The following is an 18,489-nucleotide window of genomic DNA, read 5'->3' as shown; positions in this document are numbered from 1 at the left end:
GCCTTATCATGAAAACCCATTTGTTGCCTGTAGGGATATCATTGCTGGCGCTGAGTTGTAATCAACAACCAAAAGTTGTTGTTACAAAGAAAGCAGACACTATTAGCGCTAAGCAAAAACCAGATTCCCCGAAGTATGTACAGGAAGCCGAAAATGAAAAAATTGATTATCCTGATACACCGCCGGATCATGGCTGGATAGATTCGCTGTTAACGGCATATGTCAAGAATTCGGGCAATGAATTAGTGTAAATGTCTGTAGCTGATACCTCGATAAATGAACAATGGCTGTTTGACAGCATACGGCAGCGGGGCAAATCAAAATACTTTATTTATAACGTTGGCCACGACAACATCGATGATGAAATCGCTGTATTTGTTTCTGATAGCTGGGTTTATATTGACACCCTTACCCGGAAACTTTACGGAGGCCAGCCGGATGAAAGTTTAAAAGAGTGGAAGCCGTAATGCCATTGATACGGGTTCTTGATTAATTTTAACAATCGATTGCGGTAAATGATTATATTGCAGGCAATAAATTGGTGATGATGTCTGATCGTCCCTAACTAATAAACCATATTATAATCAATAGCAATGCGTTGTATTAATCCGTCAGCTAAGCTTTTTCGCGGCAAAAAGTTTTGGATGGCACTGGTATGCACCCTGGGCTTTCAAAACCTGATGGCGCAAACACAGGTGCCTCTCCGTGACCTTTCTTTTTTTGATAACCCGTCCCCCAACTGGAAAACGGCATCCAACGTGCAGGCCGACCTTGCCCAACAGGAAGTGTTAACCACTAAAGATGGCGCTGGTATCCTGGTAAACCAGCCCGGTAAAAAAGGCGCTAAAGATCTGTTTAGCAAAACCACTTATGGGGATATGGATCTGGAGCTGGATTACATGATGGCCAAAGGCTCAAACTCGGGCATCTATTTACAGGGCCGGTATGAAATCCAGTTGCTGGATAGCTGGGGTACGGTAAACCCTAAGTCGGGTGATAATGGTGGTATTTATGAACGTTGGGATGATAGCAAACCCGAGGGGCAGCAAGGTTACGACGGCCATGCCCCGAGGCAAAATGCCAGCAGGGCGCCAGGTTTATGGCAGCATATCAAAATTTCGTTCCAGGCAGCGCGTTTTGATGCCAACGGGCAAAAAAATGCCAATGCCAGGATGCTTTATGTTTGGCTAAACGGCGTACTGATACAGGATAATGTAGAACTTGCGGGCCCAACCCGGGGAGCCATCGATGCCCGGGACGCGGCACTCGGCCCGTTGCGCATTCAGGGCGATCATGGGCCTGTGGCTTTCCGTAATATCAAAATCACCGCGTTCGATAAGCCTCACCCTGCACTTTCCGGTTTGAAGTATAAAGTATATAAGGCAACAAACCTTAGCGTAAGCGATTTGCAGAAACAAAAGCCTGATGCGGAAGGCTCATCTACCATCATGTCTTCAAACCAGGCCCGTTTAAATAACGATTTTACCATGGTGTACACCGGCAATATCGAAGTAAAAGATGCCGGTGAGTACGTTTTCAAAATAAACGTACCTGGTGGCAAAGGAGCTTTTGGTATTGATGGCAGCAGTGTGATAGCGATGGCTGATGGTTATGGCGAAAACAAAGTTCAGTTACAGCCGGGCAATCATTCTTTTGAAATATCCTATTTAAAAACAGTGGAATGGGTAAGGCCCGCTTTGGGCTTAACCGTTTCAGGACCGGGCATTCGCGAGTATTTGTTAAGCGATGCCAATGTGAGTAACAATGACCCGGTGGATCCGATCCTGATCGATGCAGCGGCGAACACGGTGGTGCGTAGCTTTTCTGATCTGCCAGGCGGCATCCGGGTAACTCACGGTGTTAACGTAGGCAGCCCGGAGTTGTTGCATTATACCTATGACCTGGATAAGGGAATGATTGTACAGATATGGAGGGGCGGCTTTTTAGATGCTACCCCGATGTGGCATGACAGGGGCGACGGTTCATCCCGCCCGGCCGGCTCGGTGCAATACCTTGGCAAACCTGTTCCGGCCATCGAAAAATTAAGCGACGAAAAAGCGGTTTGGGCTTTAGATACCACAGGTACCGCTTTTAAACCTAAAGGTTACGTTTTAAATGCTGATGATGTGCCCGCTTTTAAATATATTGTTTACGGATCGGTTGTAAATGATGCCAGCAGTGTGATGCCGGGCGGACAGGGCATCCACCGGGAGGTGACTTTACAAAACCCGGTGGAGGGTTTGTATTATCATTTAGCCTCGGGCAATATCGAAACGCTTGGTGATGGTTTATACGCCATCGATGATAAATCGTATTACATCCGGCTTGATGAAGCGGACCGTGCTAAAGCCATTACCCGGCAGATGGGCGATAAACAGGAGCTGATCGTCCCCATTAAAAATAAATTAACCTATTCCATTATTTTTTAAGCTGCCTTGGTTATGAATACAATAGTAAAACAAATAGTAAGAAAAGGCACGTTTTTATTTACGCTGATAACCGCCGCGCTGTTGAGCGGTACCCAAAATACATTTGCCCAGGCCGAATCGCCCAAAGAAGACGATTTTTTTAAGATCATGAAAATACCGGCTCCCGAAGGTACCATATTGGAGGTAGGCGGTTTATGCACCTTACCCAATGGCACACTTGCGGTTACCACCCGGCGGGGTGATATTTTTATGGTCGAGAACCCCACCGGGCGGCATCCATTTTTCAGGAAATTTGCATCGGGGTTACATGAAGTATTAGGGGCTGCCTGGAAAGACGGCGCCCTGTACGTGGTGCAGCGCGGCGAGCTTACCAAACTGGCTGATACCAATATGGATGGTAAGGCCGATGTTTTTGAAACCATTTACGCCTGGCCGTTATCCGGTAATTACCACGAATACAGCTTCGGGCCTAAATTAGCGCCCGATGGTTCATTTTTCGTTACGCTTAATCTGGGTTTTCCGTATGACTGGTGGCACCCCAAAAGCTTTGTGCCATGGCGAGGCTGGGCTTTAAATATTAAGGAAGATGGTACCGTTACCCCCTGGGCGGCGGGTTTCCGCTCGCCTTGCGGCATCAGTATGATTGATGGTGAACTATGGTATTCAGATAACCAGGGCGATTGGGTTGGCTCGGGTAGTATCATGCCGGTTAAAAAAGGGGCTTTTATGGGGCATCCGTCAAGTTTGGTCTGGACGGGCTTACCCAACTCGCCGCTAAAGCTAACTTCCGAACAGTTCTTCGCCAAAAATAACCCTCGTATTGAGTTTGATAAAGACGGTCAGCCGGTAAAACCGCAGGATATTGTAAACGAAAAGTTTAAAACCGAATTTGAAGCCAAAAAGGAAATTCCGGAATTACAGTTACCTGCCGTTTGGTTGCCTCACGGTATTTTGGGCATCTCCAATTCCGAAATTGTTAAAATTCCGGAGGGCGCTTTTGGTCCGTTTGAAGGGCAATTGCTGGTATGCGACCAGGGGCAAAGCATGGTAGACAGGATTTTTCTGGAAAAAGTAAACGGCGAATACCAGGGCGCTGCCTGGGCGTTCAGGAGCGGTTTTCAATCGGGTATTGTAAGGCTGGCCTGGCTGCCCGACGGATCGTTAGCTGCCGGAGAAACCAACCGCGGATGGGGATCTGCCGGGGAGGCCACTATGGGCCTGCAGCGTTTGGTATGGAATAATAAAGTACCATTCGAGATGCGCACCATCCGCGCCATGCCCGATGGCTTTGAGATAGAATTTACCAAACCGGTTGATAAAAAGGTTGCCGAAGATCTCGCTTCGTACTCGATAGAGAGTTATATCTACAAATATCATGGCGTTTACGGGAGCCCGCCGGTTAATACCGAAAAATGCCCGATTACCGGTGTAAAATTATCTGCAGATGGTTTAAAAGCGAGGCTGATAGTTAATAATCTCCGCCGTTATTACATCCATACCATTACCCTTGGCGCTATCCGCGATAAGGAAAATTATTTTAACCTGGTACATCCAACGGCTTACTACACTTTAAACAATATCCCCGAAGGGCAAAAACTTTCCATGAGTGAGGTGAGTACCTTTAATTCGGCCAAAACCGCGGCAACTACAGCGGTGAAGAAAGCTGTGCCAGGAAAAAAAGTTGTTCCTGCTAAAGCTGTGGCGCCTAACGCCATCCCAACTTACGCCGAGGTGCAACCCTTATTACTGAAAAATACCTGCCTCTCGTGCCATAACGCAACAAAAAGACAGGTTGGTCCGGCTTATGTTGATGTGGCCAAACGGAAATACAGCGTAAACGAATTGGTGCAGCTGATTCATAACCCCAAGCCCGAGCACTGGCCGGATTATTCAACACCTATGCCGCCAATGCCGCAGGTGCCTAAGGAAGAAGCCCGTAAAATTGCCTTATGGATCAAATCGCTGGCTAAATAAACAAAGTTTTACCCTGATTTAAATTTGAACAATGAAACGCAAACTTATTTTGGCCGCATTACTGGCCGGCAGTTCTTTAACAACCTTAGCGCAACAAACCGCCAAACCCGAGGATACCGAAATCTGGTCGCCGGTGCCTGCTGTGGTTACGCCGGGAAAAGCGTTGGGCGATGCCCCCTCGGATGCAATTATTTTATTTGATGGTAAAAACCTGGACGAATGGGTGGCTACCAACGATAGTACCTCCAGTCATAAATGGAAGGTTGATGACCAAGTCATCACTGTTGATAAAACCGCGGGTGATATTCAAACCAAACGCCGTTTTATGGATTTTCAGTTGCATATCGAGTACCGCATCCCTTCAAATATTACCGGCAGCGGACAGGCGCGGGGCAATAGCGGGATTTTCCTGGCCGCGCTGCCATGGGGAGCCGGTGGTTACGAATTGCAGGTGTTAGATAACTACAACAATAAAACTTATGTAAACGGGCAGGTAGGCAGTTTATATAAACAGGCCATTCCGCTGGCCAACGCCTGCCGCAAACCCGGCGAATGGCAAACTTATGATGTGATCTGGACGGCTCCGCGGTTTAACGAGGATGGTTCCTTAAAATCTGCCGCCCGTGCTACGGTGCTTCACAACGGGGTGCTGGTTCAAAATAATACTTCATTGATAGGGGATACCCCTTACATCGGCAAGCCCGAATATCGCAAACATGGCGCTTCGCCTATTAAACTGCAGGCGCACGGTGATAAAAGCGAGCCGATCAGTTACCGGAATATTTGGGTGAGAGAGTTGGGGAAATAAACTTCTCTCGTTTCTGGTGTTTAGCTTCCGGTTCCCCAGGGTTTCTCGAAGAGGACCCTGAGGGCAAAGCATCGGTTAAATTAACACATTAACTAAAAACGAATTTTTATCCAATTAAATGGTAATATCTCAGGGTCCTCTTAGAGAGACCCTGAGGGGCCGAAAATTAACGCATTACCTATACAAAACGAATTTTTATCAAATTAAATGGTAATATCTCAGTGTCCTCTTAGAGAGACCCTGAGCGGACGAAAGGGAGTTAGGCGACAAATACAATTCACACCATTATGTAAATGAAATTAATGCTGCCGGGCTTAACCGGTAGCATTTTTTGTTCCGGGTATTTTCTAAAGCATTAATATATCCTTAAATTTAGCTTAACATTTGTACCCTTACTTTGTCGCTGTAAAAATACCCCTGTGAAGCAATACCCGGACACGCAACTTTTACTCCAACTGCAAAGCGGTGACGATGGGGCGTTCAGGGAAATATATGAGCGCTACTCGGATAAGCTTTTATCATTTGCTATAAAGAAGACCCAAAACGAGGATGAGGCTATGGATATGGTACAGGAACTGTTCCTGTCTATCTGGAAAAATCGCTCTACCATCCAGGTGAACGGCTCGCTCGAGGCCTACCTCATGGTTTCTATAAATTACATGAGTTTTAAGTGGTATAAAAAACAGAGCACAAAACCCCGCCCGGTAGAAGATATCGCCTCGCTGCCCGAAACTTACGAACATACCACCGATCAGAAATTATCCCTTGCAGAGTTGCGTGTACTGATTAACCGGGAGATAGCGGACATGCCCGAAAAAATGCGCGAGGTTTATTTGTGCAGCCGCGAGCATGACATGACCGGTCCGCAAATTGCCGAGTTTTTAGGTTTATCGCACCAAACTGTACGCAACCAGATCAGCAATGCCCTCGGCAGATTAAAGAAATCAGTTCAGCGCTATTACGACGTGATCCCCTTTGATAATTACGGGCGTTTTTTACTGCTGATTATTTTTTTAAAAAAGTTATAGTACACCTGCCCGTTTCCTGTCACTTGTTTGATATAAGGCCATATTAGGTGAATCAACAGGAAATAAAAAAACTACTCGATAAGTTCAACGCCGGTAAATGCACCGATGAGGAACTGCAATTACTGCAGCACGTATTGCAGCAACTCGACACGGAGGCTGAACCCGGCGGTGATACCCAACATCTTAAACAACCACTTTGGGACAGGATAGAAAGTCAAACCATTAATAAAGGAACAGTACGCAGGTTAAATACCGCCTGGCTGAAAGTTGCCGCCGCCGTTTTGGTAGCCGTTTGCGCCGGATTGTTTTACACCAGGCTATCGCGCCGCAAAACCGAGGCGCTTGCTTATCAAACCATAACCGCCCCCAGGGGCAGTATGAAACAGATCATGCTGCCGGATAGTACAATGGTGCAGTTAAACGCGGGCACGGCCATTAAATTCCCGGTTACTTTCAGCGCTTCAAAAAGAGAAGTAACGCTGCTTGGCGGCGAAGCCTTTTTTGATGTAAAGCACGATGTTAAAAAGCCGTTTTTGGTACACACCGCGCAGGTTACCACCCAGGTGCTGGGTACATCATTTAATATCAAATTTTATAAAGAGCTGCCCAATATCCAGGTGTTTGTAAACAGCGGTAAAGTTGAAATACACAGTCCAAAGCGCACCTTCGGCTTTTATACCCCTCAACAACAACTTACTTATAATAAACAGGATCAAAGCTTTACACGGCAGCAAATCAGCGGCGATCATTCATTGAGCTGGATGCATGATGAATTGATTTTGGATAGTGTTTCATTTAACGAGATAGCTGTTTACCTGCAAAACCGCTACAGCGTAACATTTAACTATACCAGTAAAAAGCTTAACAAGCAACGGTATTCGGTAAGGTTTTCGAACAAGCTGAACATTAAGCAGGTGCTTGATATACTGCAATTGATTGATGGCCGGAAGTACAAGCTTACAGGAGATACGGTAAATATTAAATAACAATATCAAAGAGAAACCAATGCCTGGTACGAACAGGCACTGGCTAATGTAAATGTAGCTGCCAAAACTAAAAGCCAACAGGCAGTTACTGATCACTTTAAAAACAAATGTATGGAAAAATCTTTAACCCGGATTTCAAGAAGTTTAACAACGGCAATTTTATTGCTGTTAACCAGTTTGGCCATATCGTGGCCTGTACATGCCAAAGCAGAGCGTAGCACCTCGGTGATCGATCAGCCGGTTACGGTAAAATTTGCCGACGAAACCATGGATGCATCGCTCGAAAAGTTAAAAAAAGCTGCCAACAGCGTAGCTTTTAACTACAAAATGGATGATGTAGCGGCAGTAAAAGTTAAAGCCAATTCGTTCATCAACAAGCCTTTAAAGGATGTTTTAAACGCCCTGACTGCCAATACACAGTTGGAGTACCGCGAAAAGTATGGCACTATCATTATCTCGCGTAAAAAGCCCGTTCGCGTTGCCGATAGGATAACCATAACCGGTACTGTAAGCGATAAGGACGGCCCCCTGGCAGGTGTGGCTGTGCGCAGCAAAACTTCATCGGCTGCAACCTCAACTGATGTAAATGGTAACTACAAAATTACAGTTGAAAAAGGAGAGGTGCTGGTTTTTACCTTTATAGGTTATAGAAGCCAGGAAGTTACTGCCAATCAATCGCCGCTTAACGTTACTTTAGATGCGGATGTTACCGGTTTGAACGCCGTAGTAGTGGTGGGTTACGGTACACAAAAAAAATCGGACGTAACAGGTGCTGTTGGTTCCTTAAAAGTAAGCAATGTTAAAGACCGCTCGGTAGGATCAGTTACCGAGATGCTACAGGGGCAGATTGCCGGTGTAACCGTATTGAACGAAGGCGGCGACCCAACTTCGGGGCCGAGCATCAGGCTGCGTGGTCAAAGCTCGTTCAATAACGAAGGCCCGCTGATGGTTGTTGACGGAACCATTTACAATGGCGGCCCGATAGATCCAGCTGATATTGAATCGATCGACGTTTTGAAAGATTCGTATGCTGCTATCTACGGCGCCAAGGCTGCGGGCGGCGTAATATTAATTACCACCAAACGTGGTAAAGAAGGTAAAACCAATTTAGAGATCACAGCTAAAGGCGGTGTACAAAACGCGCTGAAAATACTACAGGCTTTAAATGCTGCTGATTACGCCGATGCCATCAATACCGCTTATGATAACGCCGGAAAAACGCGTCTCCCTGCTTTTGATGCTACGGTAAACCCGGATTCGCGCATAACCCGTACCAACTGGACCGACGCGCTTTTCAGAACCGGTTATTTACAGGATTATAACCTTAACATTAGCGGAGGTACGGAAAAATCGCATTTTTATGTTTCAGGCGGCTATCGTAAAAACGATGCTATCCTGTTAAATACCAATGCTATTCGTTATAATTTCCGTGTAAACTCTGATCATCAGATCAATAACTGGTTGAAGATTGGCGAAAGTATGTCGTACTCGTACAATAACGGTCAGGGTGCAAATACTACCAGCGCTTATACCGGTGCTATTTTGTCGGCCATCTTTTATCCGCCTAACGCATCTATTTATAATGCTGATGGTAGCTTTGGTGGTGTGCCTGCACAATACGCCGGTTCATATGGCGACGTAATTAACCCTGTTGCTTACTTAAAACGTTTAGATAACAGCGATGCTGTAAATAGTTTCAATATCAATCCATATGTGGAGGTTAACCTGATCAAAGGCCTGAAATTTCGCTCGAACCTTGGCATAACCAAAAATCTCGAAACCATCAAAAACTTCAGCACGAGAGTGCTGGAGCCAGGCAAAAAGTTTTTTGATAACTTCCTTTTCCAGGAGCAGTTTAACGCCCGTACCATTCTTGCCGAGCAAACTTTAAACTACGACCGTACTTTTGGTAACCACCACGTAACCGCTTTGGCCGGTTATACCTATCAAAACGATACACAGGAGTTTTTTAGTGTAAATACAGATAATTACTTAAGTGAAGACCCTGCTTACCGCTACATCATTAACGGTACCCTTAATCCAACAGGTGTTCCTTTGCAAGGCAACAAAAACGAGTCGGCCCTGATTTCGTATTTAGGAAGGATCGGTTATGATTACGCCGGTAAATATTTCATCAACGGTATTATCCGCCGCGATGCTACATCGTTGTTAACAAGTAAGAACCGCGCGGAGGTTTATCCTGGTGTGTCGGCAGGTTGGTTAATTAGCAAGGAGTCATTTTTTCCTACAGATGCTTTGGTATCTTTTGCTAAGTTGAGGGCAAGCTACGGTCAGTCGGGTAACCTTGCCGGTTTGCCAAGTTTCCCTACTTCGGTATCATTAACTAAAACTGCAGGGTATTTAGGTAGTCCGGCTGCTGGCATTACCGGTTCGGCTGTTGATGGTTTGGCCAACCTTAACCTTAAGTGGGAAAAGGCGACTCAAACAGATATCGGTTTTGATTTAGGTTTGATGAACGGGCAGATCAATGTTACCGCCGATGTTTTTCAAAAAACAAACACCCGTTTCCTGTTCCAGCCGCCGGTAGCAGCTGTTTATGGCGTATCAAATCCACCATTTGTAAATGGCGGTAAAATCCAGAATAAAGGTATCGAGCTTTCGGTAAAATACCAGGGCAGTGTAGGCGAGCTGCATTACAATTTAACCGCGAACGGCTCGTATATCAAAAATAAAATTGATGACATCCTACCAGGGCAGCAAACCATATTATCTAACCCAACTGTGAGGGATAACCTGGTGCCCGTTTGGTTAAAACAAGGTTACTCACTGTATTCTTTTTTCGGATACAAAACTGCCGGTTTATTCCAATCGCAGGATGAGGTGAATAATTACAAGGGTCCATCGGGAGCCTTGATCCAGCCAAACGCCAAACCGGGCGATATCAAATTTCAGGACCTGAATGGCGATGGTAAAATAACAGAAGCTGATAAAACTTATTTAGGTACACCATTTCCTAAAATCAGCTATGGTTTTACGGCCAACTTTAACTATGGCCCGTTTGATCTGAGCGTGTTTTTGCAGGGCGTTACCGGTAATAAGCTTTTCAACGCGGTTAAATATACCGGCCTGAACGCCTCTATCCAGAACTACAACCTGCTGGCCGATGCTAAAAACGCATGGTCGCCAACGCATACCAACACCAATATTCCGCGTTTATCGGCAAGTGATGCCAACGGTAACTTTGGTAACGTGTCTGATTTTTATGTGGAGAACGGCGCATACATGCGTATTAAAAACGTAACCCTCGGTTATACTTTGCCAAAAGCCCTGATGACAAAAATCGGCGTACGTAGTGCCCGTGTTTTTGCAAATGCCCTAAACCTGGCAACATTTACCAAATACAGCGGTCTTGACCCGGAAGTGGGTATCAATCAAAACGGTGTTGATCTGGGCTTATATCCGCAGGCCCGCGTAATATTAATAGGTGTTAACGTAGGCTTATAATAAATCAAGGCAACATAATTAAAAGAGACAATTACAATGAAACTTAAAAATATAATTAGCGGCGGTTTATTAGGTATAATGGCCATTACACTTGCCCAAAGCTGTAAAAAAGGAACTTTAGATAATATTAAGCCCACCGGTACGCCAACCAGCGCGAACTTTTGGAAAACCGCTGCCGATGCACAGGCTGCTGCCAACGGTTTATACGAAAAGCAAAGCAACAGCGAGGATTTGTATGGCCGCGGCTTTTTCTGGTTCATCAACGCCAGCGATGATATGGTGGTAGGCCGTACATCTGCGGATAGGGAAAACATCAAAAACTTTGTTTGTACAGGTAACGAGAACAGTATTTATGCCCCGTGGTCTTTACATTTTGTGGTGATGAAACGGGCTAATGATGTGATCAACAATGTGCCTGCTATTAATATGGATGCGGCCACTAAAAACTTTATTTTGGGCCAGGCTTATTTTGTTCACGCCGTTATGCACCTGGAAATTGCCGATTTATATGGAACTGATAAACAAGGCGCGCCTCTACAAAACCGTGCTAATCCCCTGGCTTTCCCGGCGCAGTTACCATCTGTAAAAGATAATTACGCCTACATTGAGGCCGACCTGAAAAAAGCAGCATCATTATTGCCTTATTTTGATAAGCTGGCTAAAGGCGATTATGGCCGTGCGCACAAAACAGCTGCCTGGGCCTACCTGGCAAAAACTTACCTTCACGCTAAAGATTATGCTAACGCCGAAAAATATGCCGATTCAGTTATTTTAAGCGGCAAACATGCTTTGTTAAACAACTATGCGGATGTATTCAAGATTGCTAACAACTACAGTTCAGAATATATTTGGTCGGTAGCAAGCAGCCTTAACGGGCAAAGCATTTTGCCGGGCGCCATGCTGGAGAATAAAGGCTGGGGCTTATACAACGGCTTCGGTTATTTTCAGCCTACCAAAGAATTGGTTGACGAGTTTGAAACCGGCGATAAAAGGCTTCCGGCTACGATCCTGCAAAAAGGCGATAGCTTTCAGTATTTCGGTCAAACTTATACTTACCCAATCGGCGGTAAAAGCAATAGTTTAACCGGTTACCAGTTTAATAAATACATGGAGCCGTTTAGCTATGCGGGCGGCATTCACGTGAGCCCTAATGGCGACGAGCCATCAACAGATTTGAACGTGCCATTATTGCGCTATGCCGAAATTTTGCTGATTAAAGCCGAAGCACAAATTATGCAGGGCAAAAACGGCGATGCCGCGCTTAACCAGGTACGCGTTCGTGCCGGTTTGCAACCAATTACCAACGCTACCATGGTTAACCTGAAGCACGAGCGCCGGGTTGAACTGGCCGGCGAGTGGAGCGACCGTAACTTCGACCTGGTGCGCTGGGGTGATGCACAGGCAACCTACGCCAAGCCTTTACACGGATCGGATGGTTCGGTTGTGTGGAAAGCGCGTAACTTTGACCCGGCACGTGATAATGTTTGGCCTATCCCGCCAAAAGATATCCAGATTAGCCAGGGACAGCTAAAGCAAAACGCAGGCTGGTAATTTATTTGAAATGCTAACAACTATAAAACCGGGCACAGCCCGGTTTTACTATTAAATAACATATGAAAAACTGTACCAAAATTATCCCGCTGGTATCGCTGCTTGCGTGCGCCGCGCTATCGGCTAACGCGCAGCAGAAAACGTTGTATACCGTTGCCGATGCCCATTCGCACAACGATTATAAAAACAGCATTCCGTTTTTAAGGGCTTATGAAAAAGGCTTCGGCTCGATAGAAGCGGATTGTTTCGCTGTTAACGGGGAACTGATGGTGGCACATGATAAAAAGGAGATAGACCCTAAGCGGTCGCTTAAGATCCTTTACATCGATCCGCTGATTGAGAAGTTTAAGCACGACCCGCAGCGCCATTTAAGATTATTACTCGAGATTAAGGAAGATCATAAAGCGGTTTTACCCCTGGTAATTAAAGAACTAAAGCCGTTGGAACAATATTTTGATTACGAAGGCCACCCCGGCAGGTTATCTATCGTGATGACAGGCGCGGTACCGCCCGCGGCCGAGATGACCGCTTACCCGGCCTGGATCTCGTTCGACGTTGATCATATGAACGGTTTTACGCCTGAGCAGTGGAAAAAGATTGGCCTCGTCAGTTTTCCGTTTGGCAAATACATACATTGGAATGGCAAAGGCGTATTAAACCACGAGGAAATAGCAAGGATAAAAGCCGGTATTGACAGCGTACATAACGCCGGAAAAAAAATCCGCTTTTGGGAAACCCCCGATACCAAAAGCAGCTGGCTGGCGCTCATTCGCCTGGGTGTAGATGTGATCGGTACGGATAAGATCGAGGAACTTGGTGATTTCCTGAATAAAAAAACGGCTGATGAATACACCGCGCCGCAGCCTTACGCCATTTATAAGCCTACCTATAAATCGGACGGTTCTGTTAAGAAGGTCAAAAATATCATTCTTTGTATTGGCGACGGCATGGGCTTATCGCAGATCTATTCAACTTATACAGCCAACCGCGGCCAGCTGAATATTTTCCGGATGTTAAACATCGGTTTTTCTGTAACCAACTCGGCAGATGCTTATATTACTGATTCGGCGGCCGGTGCTACCGCCTTCGCATCCGGTCAGAAAACCAATGATAGGGCTATAGGTGTTGATCCATCCGGCAAACCTTTAAAATCGTTAGCTGATTACAGCGCGCAGGCCGGAAAGAAAACCGCCGATATAGTGGTTTGCGAATTAACCGATGCCACGCCTGCGGCTTTTTATGCGCACAATTCAGAAAGAAGTAATTCGGTAGCCATAGCCGCCAATATTACTTCGTCACCGGTCGACATTTTTTTAGGATCGGCTTACAAAGATTTCGCTCAGCCTGTTAATGGCGAAAGTACCGTTGATAAAATGAAGAAGAGGGGATATGCGGTTATCCGGAATTTCGATGAATTTTTAAGCAGCACATCGCCTAAAATACTCGGTTTGATGGATGATAGCGTAACCCGCCCCAAAATGCAGGGCCGGGGAAACTATCTGCCTTTGGCTTTCAATAAAGTGACCCGTGCATTTAAAAATGCGCCAAACGGCTTTTTTATGATGATTGAAGGCTCGCAGATAGATCATGGCGGCCATGCCAATAACCTGAAGCAGATCATCACGGAAAACAGCGACTTCGACCGTGTTGTTGGCGATGCCCTTAAATTTGCCGATGAAGATGGTGAAACCCTGGTAATTGTTACCGCCGATCATGAAACAGGCGGTTTAACGCTGTTGGATGGCGATATCAGCAAAGGCTACGTATGGGGAGATTTCAGCACTAACGATCATACAGGTACCCCGGTTCCTGTATTTAGCTACGGGCCGCATTCGCTGGATTTTAGGGGCGTTTACAGCAATACCGAAATTTTTAATAAGATCAAGGCTTTATTGCAATAACGGAGGCCAGCCGATTCCCGTGATAATGATAAAAAGAGGTTGTATCATATTCATTGATCAACCTCTTTTTTTAAGCGCTATAGTCGCTGTTAACCGGTTTCAAATAAAGGATTAATTTTTTTGAGATGACGATCTTACAATTAACTCCACATCAACCTTTTCCGTATTGAACTCATAAACCGGCCATTTGCTTTCTATGGTTTTGATCAGCATTTCGGTAGCCATTTGTCCGATCTGGAAAGCGGGCTGCCGCACTACGGTTAAAGGCGGATCAAAAAGCTGCACCACATCCGAATTGGTGAAACCCGCCAATGCCACATCCTGCGGGATTTTTATCCCCATTTTTTTTAGTATCGATATCGAACTGATGGTTAACCTGTCGCTGCCGCTAAAAATGGCCTGGGGGGGCACATCCATACTTAACAGTTCTTTAAGCGCCAACTCCACCTCACCCTGGATCATGCCGCCGTGATCACAATGCTTTACGAAGGCAGGGTTAAATTCAATACCGTATTCATGAAGCGCGGCTTTATAACCTTCAAGCCTTTCAAGACTGATGAGCAGGTTTTTTGAATTGGTAAGGTGGGCAATTTTGGCGAAACCTGCTTTAATCAATGCCTCGGTGGCATCAAAAGCCCCTTTAAAATTGTTGGCAATTACTTTATGGGTATTTAAACCAGGCGCTGCCCGGTCAAAAAACACAATCGGGAAACCTTTTTCTAAAAGATCCTGATATTGTAACGTGTCGGTGGTTTGTGCCGAAAGAGAAACCAGCAAGCCATCCACATGGCGTGAAAGGAGGTGCTTTACGTTGGCGGTCTCCCTGTCGAACGATTCGTGTGTTTGCGTGATAATTACATGGTAACCCCGATTATAGGCAATGGATTCGATACCGTTAATGGCCTGCGAAAAATAATCATTCGCAACCTCGCAAACAACTACGCCTATCGAATGGCTTTTCTGTTCTTTTAAACTTAAAGCGATGGGGTTGGGGCGATAGTTGATCTTTTCGGCGTATTCAAGTACCAGCTTTTTGGTTTCGGTGCCTATCTCATAGCTGCCGTTCAGCGCCCTTGATACCGTGGATGTTGAAACACCAAGCGCTTTGGCAATATCTTTAATGGTAACTGATTTGAACATAACGGGTTATATAACTGGCGCTGGCGCGTATCCCGCCGTCTCAGCACGGCGTAAGTTAAGCAAATAACCCATTTGTTTATGGTGGCCTGTGTTGTTGTTTGTAAGTCATTTACCATCAAAACAGTAATATGATTAGTTGTTTGTTTTAGCATCGCCAGTGTGTGCGAAAAATAAATTTATTGAAATATGTTTGCTTTTTGGTTAAAACATAAAACGGGCTGAAGTTGTTAAAGGCGTAAGTAAATTTAAACCTTTATGGCACTCAAAAAATTCGCGCAAACCCGCTGGGAAATTGAAACGCAGCGGGTAACCCTTTATCCATACCGTATTTTTACGGCATTGAGCATCGGCTTCGGGATTGTTTTTGCTGGTTTTATTGTTTTCTTCTGCCTCACCCTTTATCCCGGCCGTCCTGAGCACGCGGTATCGTCTATGATTTCCCTGCTTATCGGCCTGGGGGTTATAGTAGCCCTTGTTTGGGCGGTAAGCCGCACAACAGTTGTTTTTGATAATGATACAAGGATGATGCGAAAAAAGCTGTTCGGGGTGTTAAGTATCCGTTCCGAAAAATTTGAAGACCTCCAAAACATAGGTATCGTGCGGAATACAACCGGTGGCTACAATTTCAGAGCTTTCCTCAAAAGGAATAAATACGGCAAAGGGATAGTGGTTTCCGCATCGTACAGTAAAGATGATGACCCCAACGCCATCGCCCTTAATCATGAGGCTTTCACTGTGATAGATGGCTTTCTCGCTGCCGGTTTTAATCACGGTGATAATCAGGGCGAAGCAATAACCGATTTTAAGTATTACACTGCTAATCCCCCGTATTATACCATTAAGCGTAATATGGGCGGGGTAGTTGTCGGGTTGATTTTAATAGCTGTTGCTGTTAACGAGCTTATTAACCACAGCCTTACGCATGATTCGGACACCTTTCATAAAGTACTGGTAATTGGCGGGTTTTTGTTTATGGGCGTGGCTTTTATATTCGGCACACTAAACAAAGTTGTTTTTGATAACAACGCTAAAACAGTAAGCAGTATCAATGTTCTGGGTATTAACAATCAAACTTTTAACTTTTCAGATTTTATAAATTTCCAGATCACCAGGCGCACTACCAATATGATCTACTCGGGTACGGATGTGAAAATGTACTTCGAAATTCCGGGAAGCAATAAGCAGAAGGTGCTTGCTATTAAAAGTTTTTCGAACACCAAAAAAATCGACAGGTTTTTACAGGAGAGCCGTTATATCATGGACTCTGGTAAATTAGTTATCGTTGATTAACACGTGGCTTACGCAACAGGTATATTAAGCGACTTGCCCAGGCTTAGCAACTCAGAGGTAATAGTACGGGTATAGGTTTTGATCTCTTCCTGGAAATCAGTTACCGATGCCCCTGAGCGGATCTCTTCCAGCCGTTTTTCCCAGTTGCCCGTCAGTTCAGCTTGTGCTATCTGCTGGTTTTTAACCACCTCGTAAACGCCGAGGCCTGTTTGTGTAGGTACCAGGTTTTTTTTCTCGCGGATGATGTAGTTGCGTTTTAACAGCGTTTCGATGATGGCGGCCCTGGTGGCGGGTGTGCCCAAGCCGCTATCTTTCATGGCATAGCGCAATTCCTCATCGTCAATTTCTTTTCCAGCTGTCTCGAGGGCTTTTAATAAGCTGGCCTCATTGTATAAGGGTTTGGGTTTGGTTTGTTTCTCGAGGATAGCTTTGGCGGTTACCGGCAGGTTTTCGCCCTGCGTTACCTTAGGGAGGGTAGCATTCTCCTCATCCTTTTTATCGTCTTCCTTATCGTTAAAAACGGCGCGCCACCCTGCTGTATGGATCACCGTGCCGCTGGCCACAAACTTTGCGCCCGATTGCATCGTTATTTTGGTTACTTCCTTAATACAATCCTGGTGAAAGGCCTCGAGCATCCGCCCGGCTACCATATCAAACACCGCCTGATGATCTGGCGATAAATGACCGGGAGTTTCGCCGGTTGGCAAAATAGCATGGTGATCGGTTACCTTTTTGGCGTTTACGCTTCGTTTGCTCAATTTAGCGCCGGCAAGGGCCTGGGCCTGTTTGCCGAACAGTGGGTGTTGCTCCTGCTTTTCTATCAGCGCAGGTACGCCTGCAAAAACGTCATCGCCTATGTAGCGGCTGCCGGTACGGGGGTAGGTAACCAGTTTACTTTCGTACAGGTTTTGAAGAATAGTCAGCGTTTGATCGGCCGTGAACCCTTTACGTTTGTTGGCCTCCTGTTGCAAACTGCTTAAGTCGTGCAATAACGGCGGCGGCTCTTTGCGGGGCTTAGCCTCCACCTGCAAAACATGCCCGCCCTGAGGGTGGCCGCCTTCTACGTCCAGTACCTTTTTAAATACGGCCTCAGCTTCTTCTTTAGTAGCATAGTTTTCGGTAGATATGGCTTTAAACACCTGGCCGTCCTTATCCGGATGGATACTTACCTGGTAATAAGTTTGCGGTACAAAATTCCGGTTTTCAATAAACCGGGAGCAGATCATGGCAAGGGTAGGGGTTTGCACCCTGCCTAAAGATAGTACCGCCCGGTTGCCCGATGATAAGCTGAGTGCCTGTGTGGCGTTCATGCCCACCAGCCAATCAGATTGCGAGCGGCAGTGGGCCGAGTTGAACAGTGTATCGTAATCGCTGCCGGGTTTAAGGTTGCGAAAGCCCTCTTTGATAGCTTCGTCGGTTTGTGAAGAGATCCACAGCCTTTTAAAGGGCTTTTTGCATTTCAGGTAATAGTAAATATAACGGAATATCAGTTCGCCTTCGCGCCCGGCATCCGTTGCCACGATGATCTCTGTGGCCTCGTCAAAAAGACTTTTTATCACATCCAGTTGCTTTTTTACTGCCGGATCATCAACCACGCCATCTTTGGTTTTAACCTTGCGGATAGAGAGTTTGAACTTAGCGGGCAGCATGGGCAGGTTCTGGATATTCCAGCCGTAGTAGCCGTATTCCTGCGGGGCGGCCAGTTGTAATAAATGGCCGAAAGCCCAGGTGAATGTGAAACCTTTACCTTCAATATAACCGTTTTTTTTAGTGTTGGCGCCAAACACCCTGGCAATTTCGCGGGCTACAGAAGGCTTCTCGGCAATAATCACTTTCATATCGGTTTCACGGAGCTGTTAAGGGCAACGAAATTATGAATTTACCGATAGGGCCGCAAGTTATGTTGGTAAGTGACGG

At 45.8% G+C, this 18,489-nt stretch carries 13 protein-coding genes; 11 read left to right on the top strand and 2 right to left on the bottom strand.

The genetic code is table 11. The annotated features are described in order from the left end of the window. Positions 1-8: 8 nt before the first annotated feature. The 10 genes from LX99_RS14640 (at position 9) to LX99_RS14595 (ending at position 14,142) form a co-directional block, all read left to right on the top strand. A complete protein-coding gene (locus LX99_RS14640) occupies positions 9-251 on the top strand; it encodes a hypothetical protein (RefSeq protein WP_146203131.1) in 243 nt (80 codons plus the stop codon). Further along, complete coding sequence (locus tag LX99_RS14635) at positions 252-467, top strand: hypothetical protein (RefSeq protein WP_109608564.1); 216 nt, start codon at positions 252-254, stop codon at positions 465-467. A gap of 126 nt (positions 468-593) precedes the next feature. After that, positions 594-2,429: a family 16 glycoside hydrolase gene (locus LX99_RS14630; RefSeq protein WP_245927926.1), complete on the top strand. Its 1,836-nt coding sequence runs from the start codon at positions 594-596 to the stop codon at positions 2,427-2,429. Between the two features lie 12 nt (positions 2,430-2,441). Further along, positions 2,442-4,403: a c-type cytochrome gene (locus tag LX99_RS14625; protein WP_109608563.1), complete on the top strand. Its 1,962-nt coding sequence runs from the start codon at positions 2,442-2,444 to the stop codon at positions 4,401-4,403. A 31-nt stretch (positions 4,404-4,434) separates the two neighbouring features. After that, positions 4,435-5,211: a 3-keto-disaccharide hydrolase gene (locus LX99_RS14620; RefSeq protein WP_109608562.1), complete on the top strand. Its 777-nt coding sequence runs from the start codon at positions 4,435-4,437 to the stop codon at positions 5,209-5,211. Between the two features lie 419 nt (positions 5,212-5,630). Then, entirely contained in the window at positions 5,631-6,239 is a 609-nt protein-coding gene (locus LX99_RS14615; protein WP_170122707.1) for an RNA polymerase sigma factor, read from the top strand. Positions 6,240-6,286: 47 nt separating this feature from the next. Continuing rightward, a complete protein-coding gene (locus tag LX99_RS14610) occupies positions 6,287-7,225 on the top strand; it encodes a FecR family protein (RefSeq protein ID WP_109608560.1) in 939 nt (312 codons plus the stop codon). A 111-nt stretch (positions 7,226-7,336) separates the two neighbouring features. Beyond that, positions 7,337-10,690 carry a SusC/RagA family TonB-linked outer membrane protein gene (locus LX99_RS14605; RefSeq protein WP_109608559.1) on the top strand — a complete coding sequence of 1,118 codons (3,354 nt, stop codon included), beginning with the start codon at positions 7,337-7,339 and terminating at the stop codon, positions 10,688-10,690. Between the two features lie 36 nt (positions 10,691-10,726). Beyond that, positions 10,727-12,241, top strand: coding sequence for a RagB/SusD family nutrient uptake outer membrane protein (locus LX99_RS14600; protein WP_109608558.1), 1,515 nt, complete (start codon positions 10,727-10,729; stop codon positions 12,239-12,241). A gap of 62 nt (positions 12,242-12,303) precedes the next feature. Then, the gene (locus tag LX99_RS14595; protein WP_109608557.1) at positions 12,304-14,142 is read left to right on the top strand and encodes an alkaline phosphatase; all 1,839 of its coding nucleotides are present in this window, start codon (positions 12,304-12,306) and stop codon (positions 14,140-14,142) included. A 111-nt stretch (positions 14,143-14,253) separates the two neighbouring features. Here LX99_RS14595 and LX99_RS14590 read toward each other — a convergent pair whose 3' ends face one another. Next, positions 14,254-15,282 carry a LacI family DNA-binding transcriptional regulator gene (locus LX99_RS14590; protein WP_109608556.1) on the bottom strand — a complete coding sequence of 343 codons (1,029 nt, stop codon included), beginning with the start codon at positions 15,280-15,282 and terminating at the stop codon, positions 14,254-14,256. Between the two features lie 255 nt (positions 15,283-15,537). On the opposite strand from LX99_RS14590, the gene LX99_RS14585 reads away from it, so the two are divergent. Further along, the gene (locus LX99_RS14585; protein WP_109608555.1) at positions 15,538-16,572 is read left to right on the top strand and encodes a hypothetical protein; all 1,035 of its coding nucleotides are present in this window, start codon (positions 15,538-15,540) and stop codon (positions 16,570-16,572) included. An 8-nt stretch (positions 16,573-16,580) separates the two neighbouring features. On the opposite strand, the gene LX99_RS14580 is transcribed toward LX99_RS14585, so the two are convergent. Further along, on the bottom strand, positions 16,581-18,410 hold the full coding sequence (locus tag LX99_RS14580) for a DNA topoisomerase 3 (RefSeq protein ID WP_109608554.1): 1,830 nt from the start codon (positions 18,408-18,410) through the stop codon (positions 16,581-16,583). Positions 18,411-18,489 lie beyond the last annotated feature (79 nt).

Source organism: Mucilaginibacter oryzae (genome assembly GCF_003148845.1).
Taxonomy (GTDB): Bacteria; Bacteroidota; Bacteroidia; order Sphingobacteriales; family Sphingobacteriaceae; genus Mucilaginibacter; species Mucilaginibacter oryzae.
Note: the sequence above shows the minus strand (reverse complement) of the source record. Positions and strands in the feature narration are given on the sequence as shown.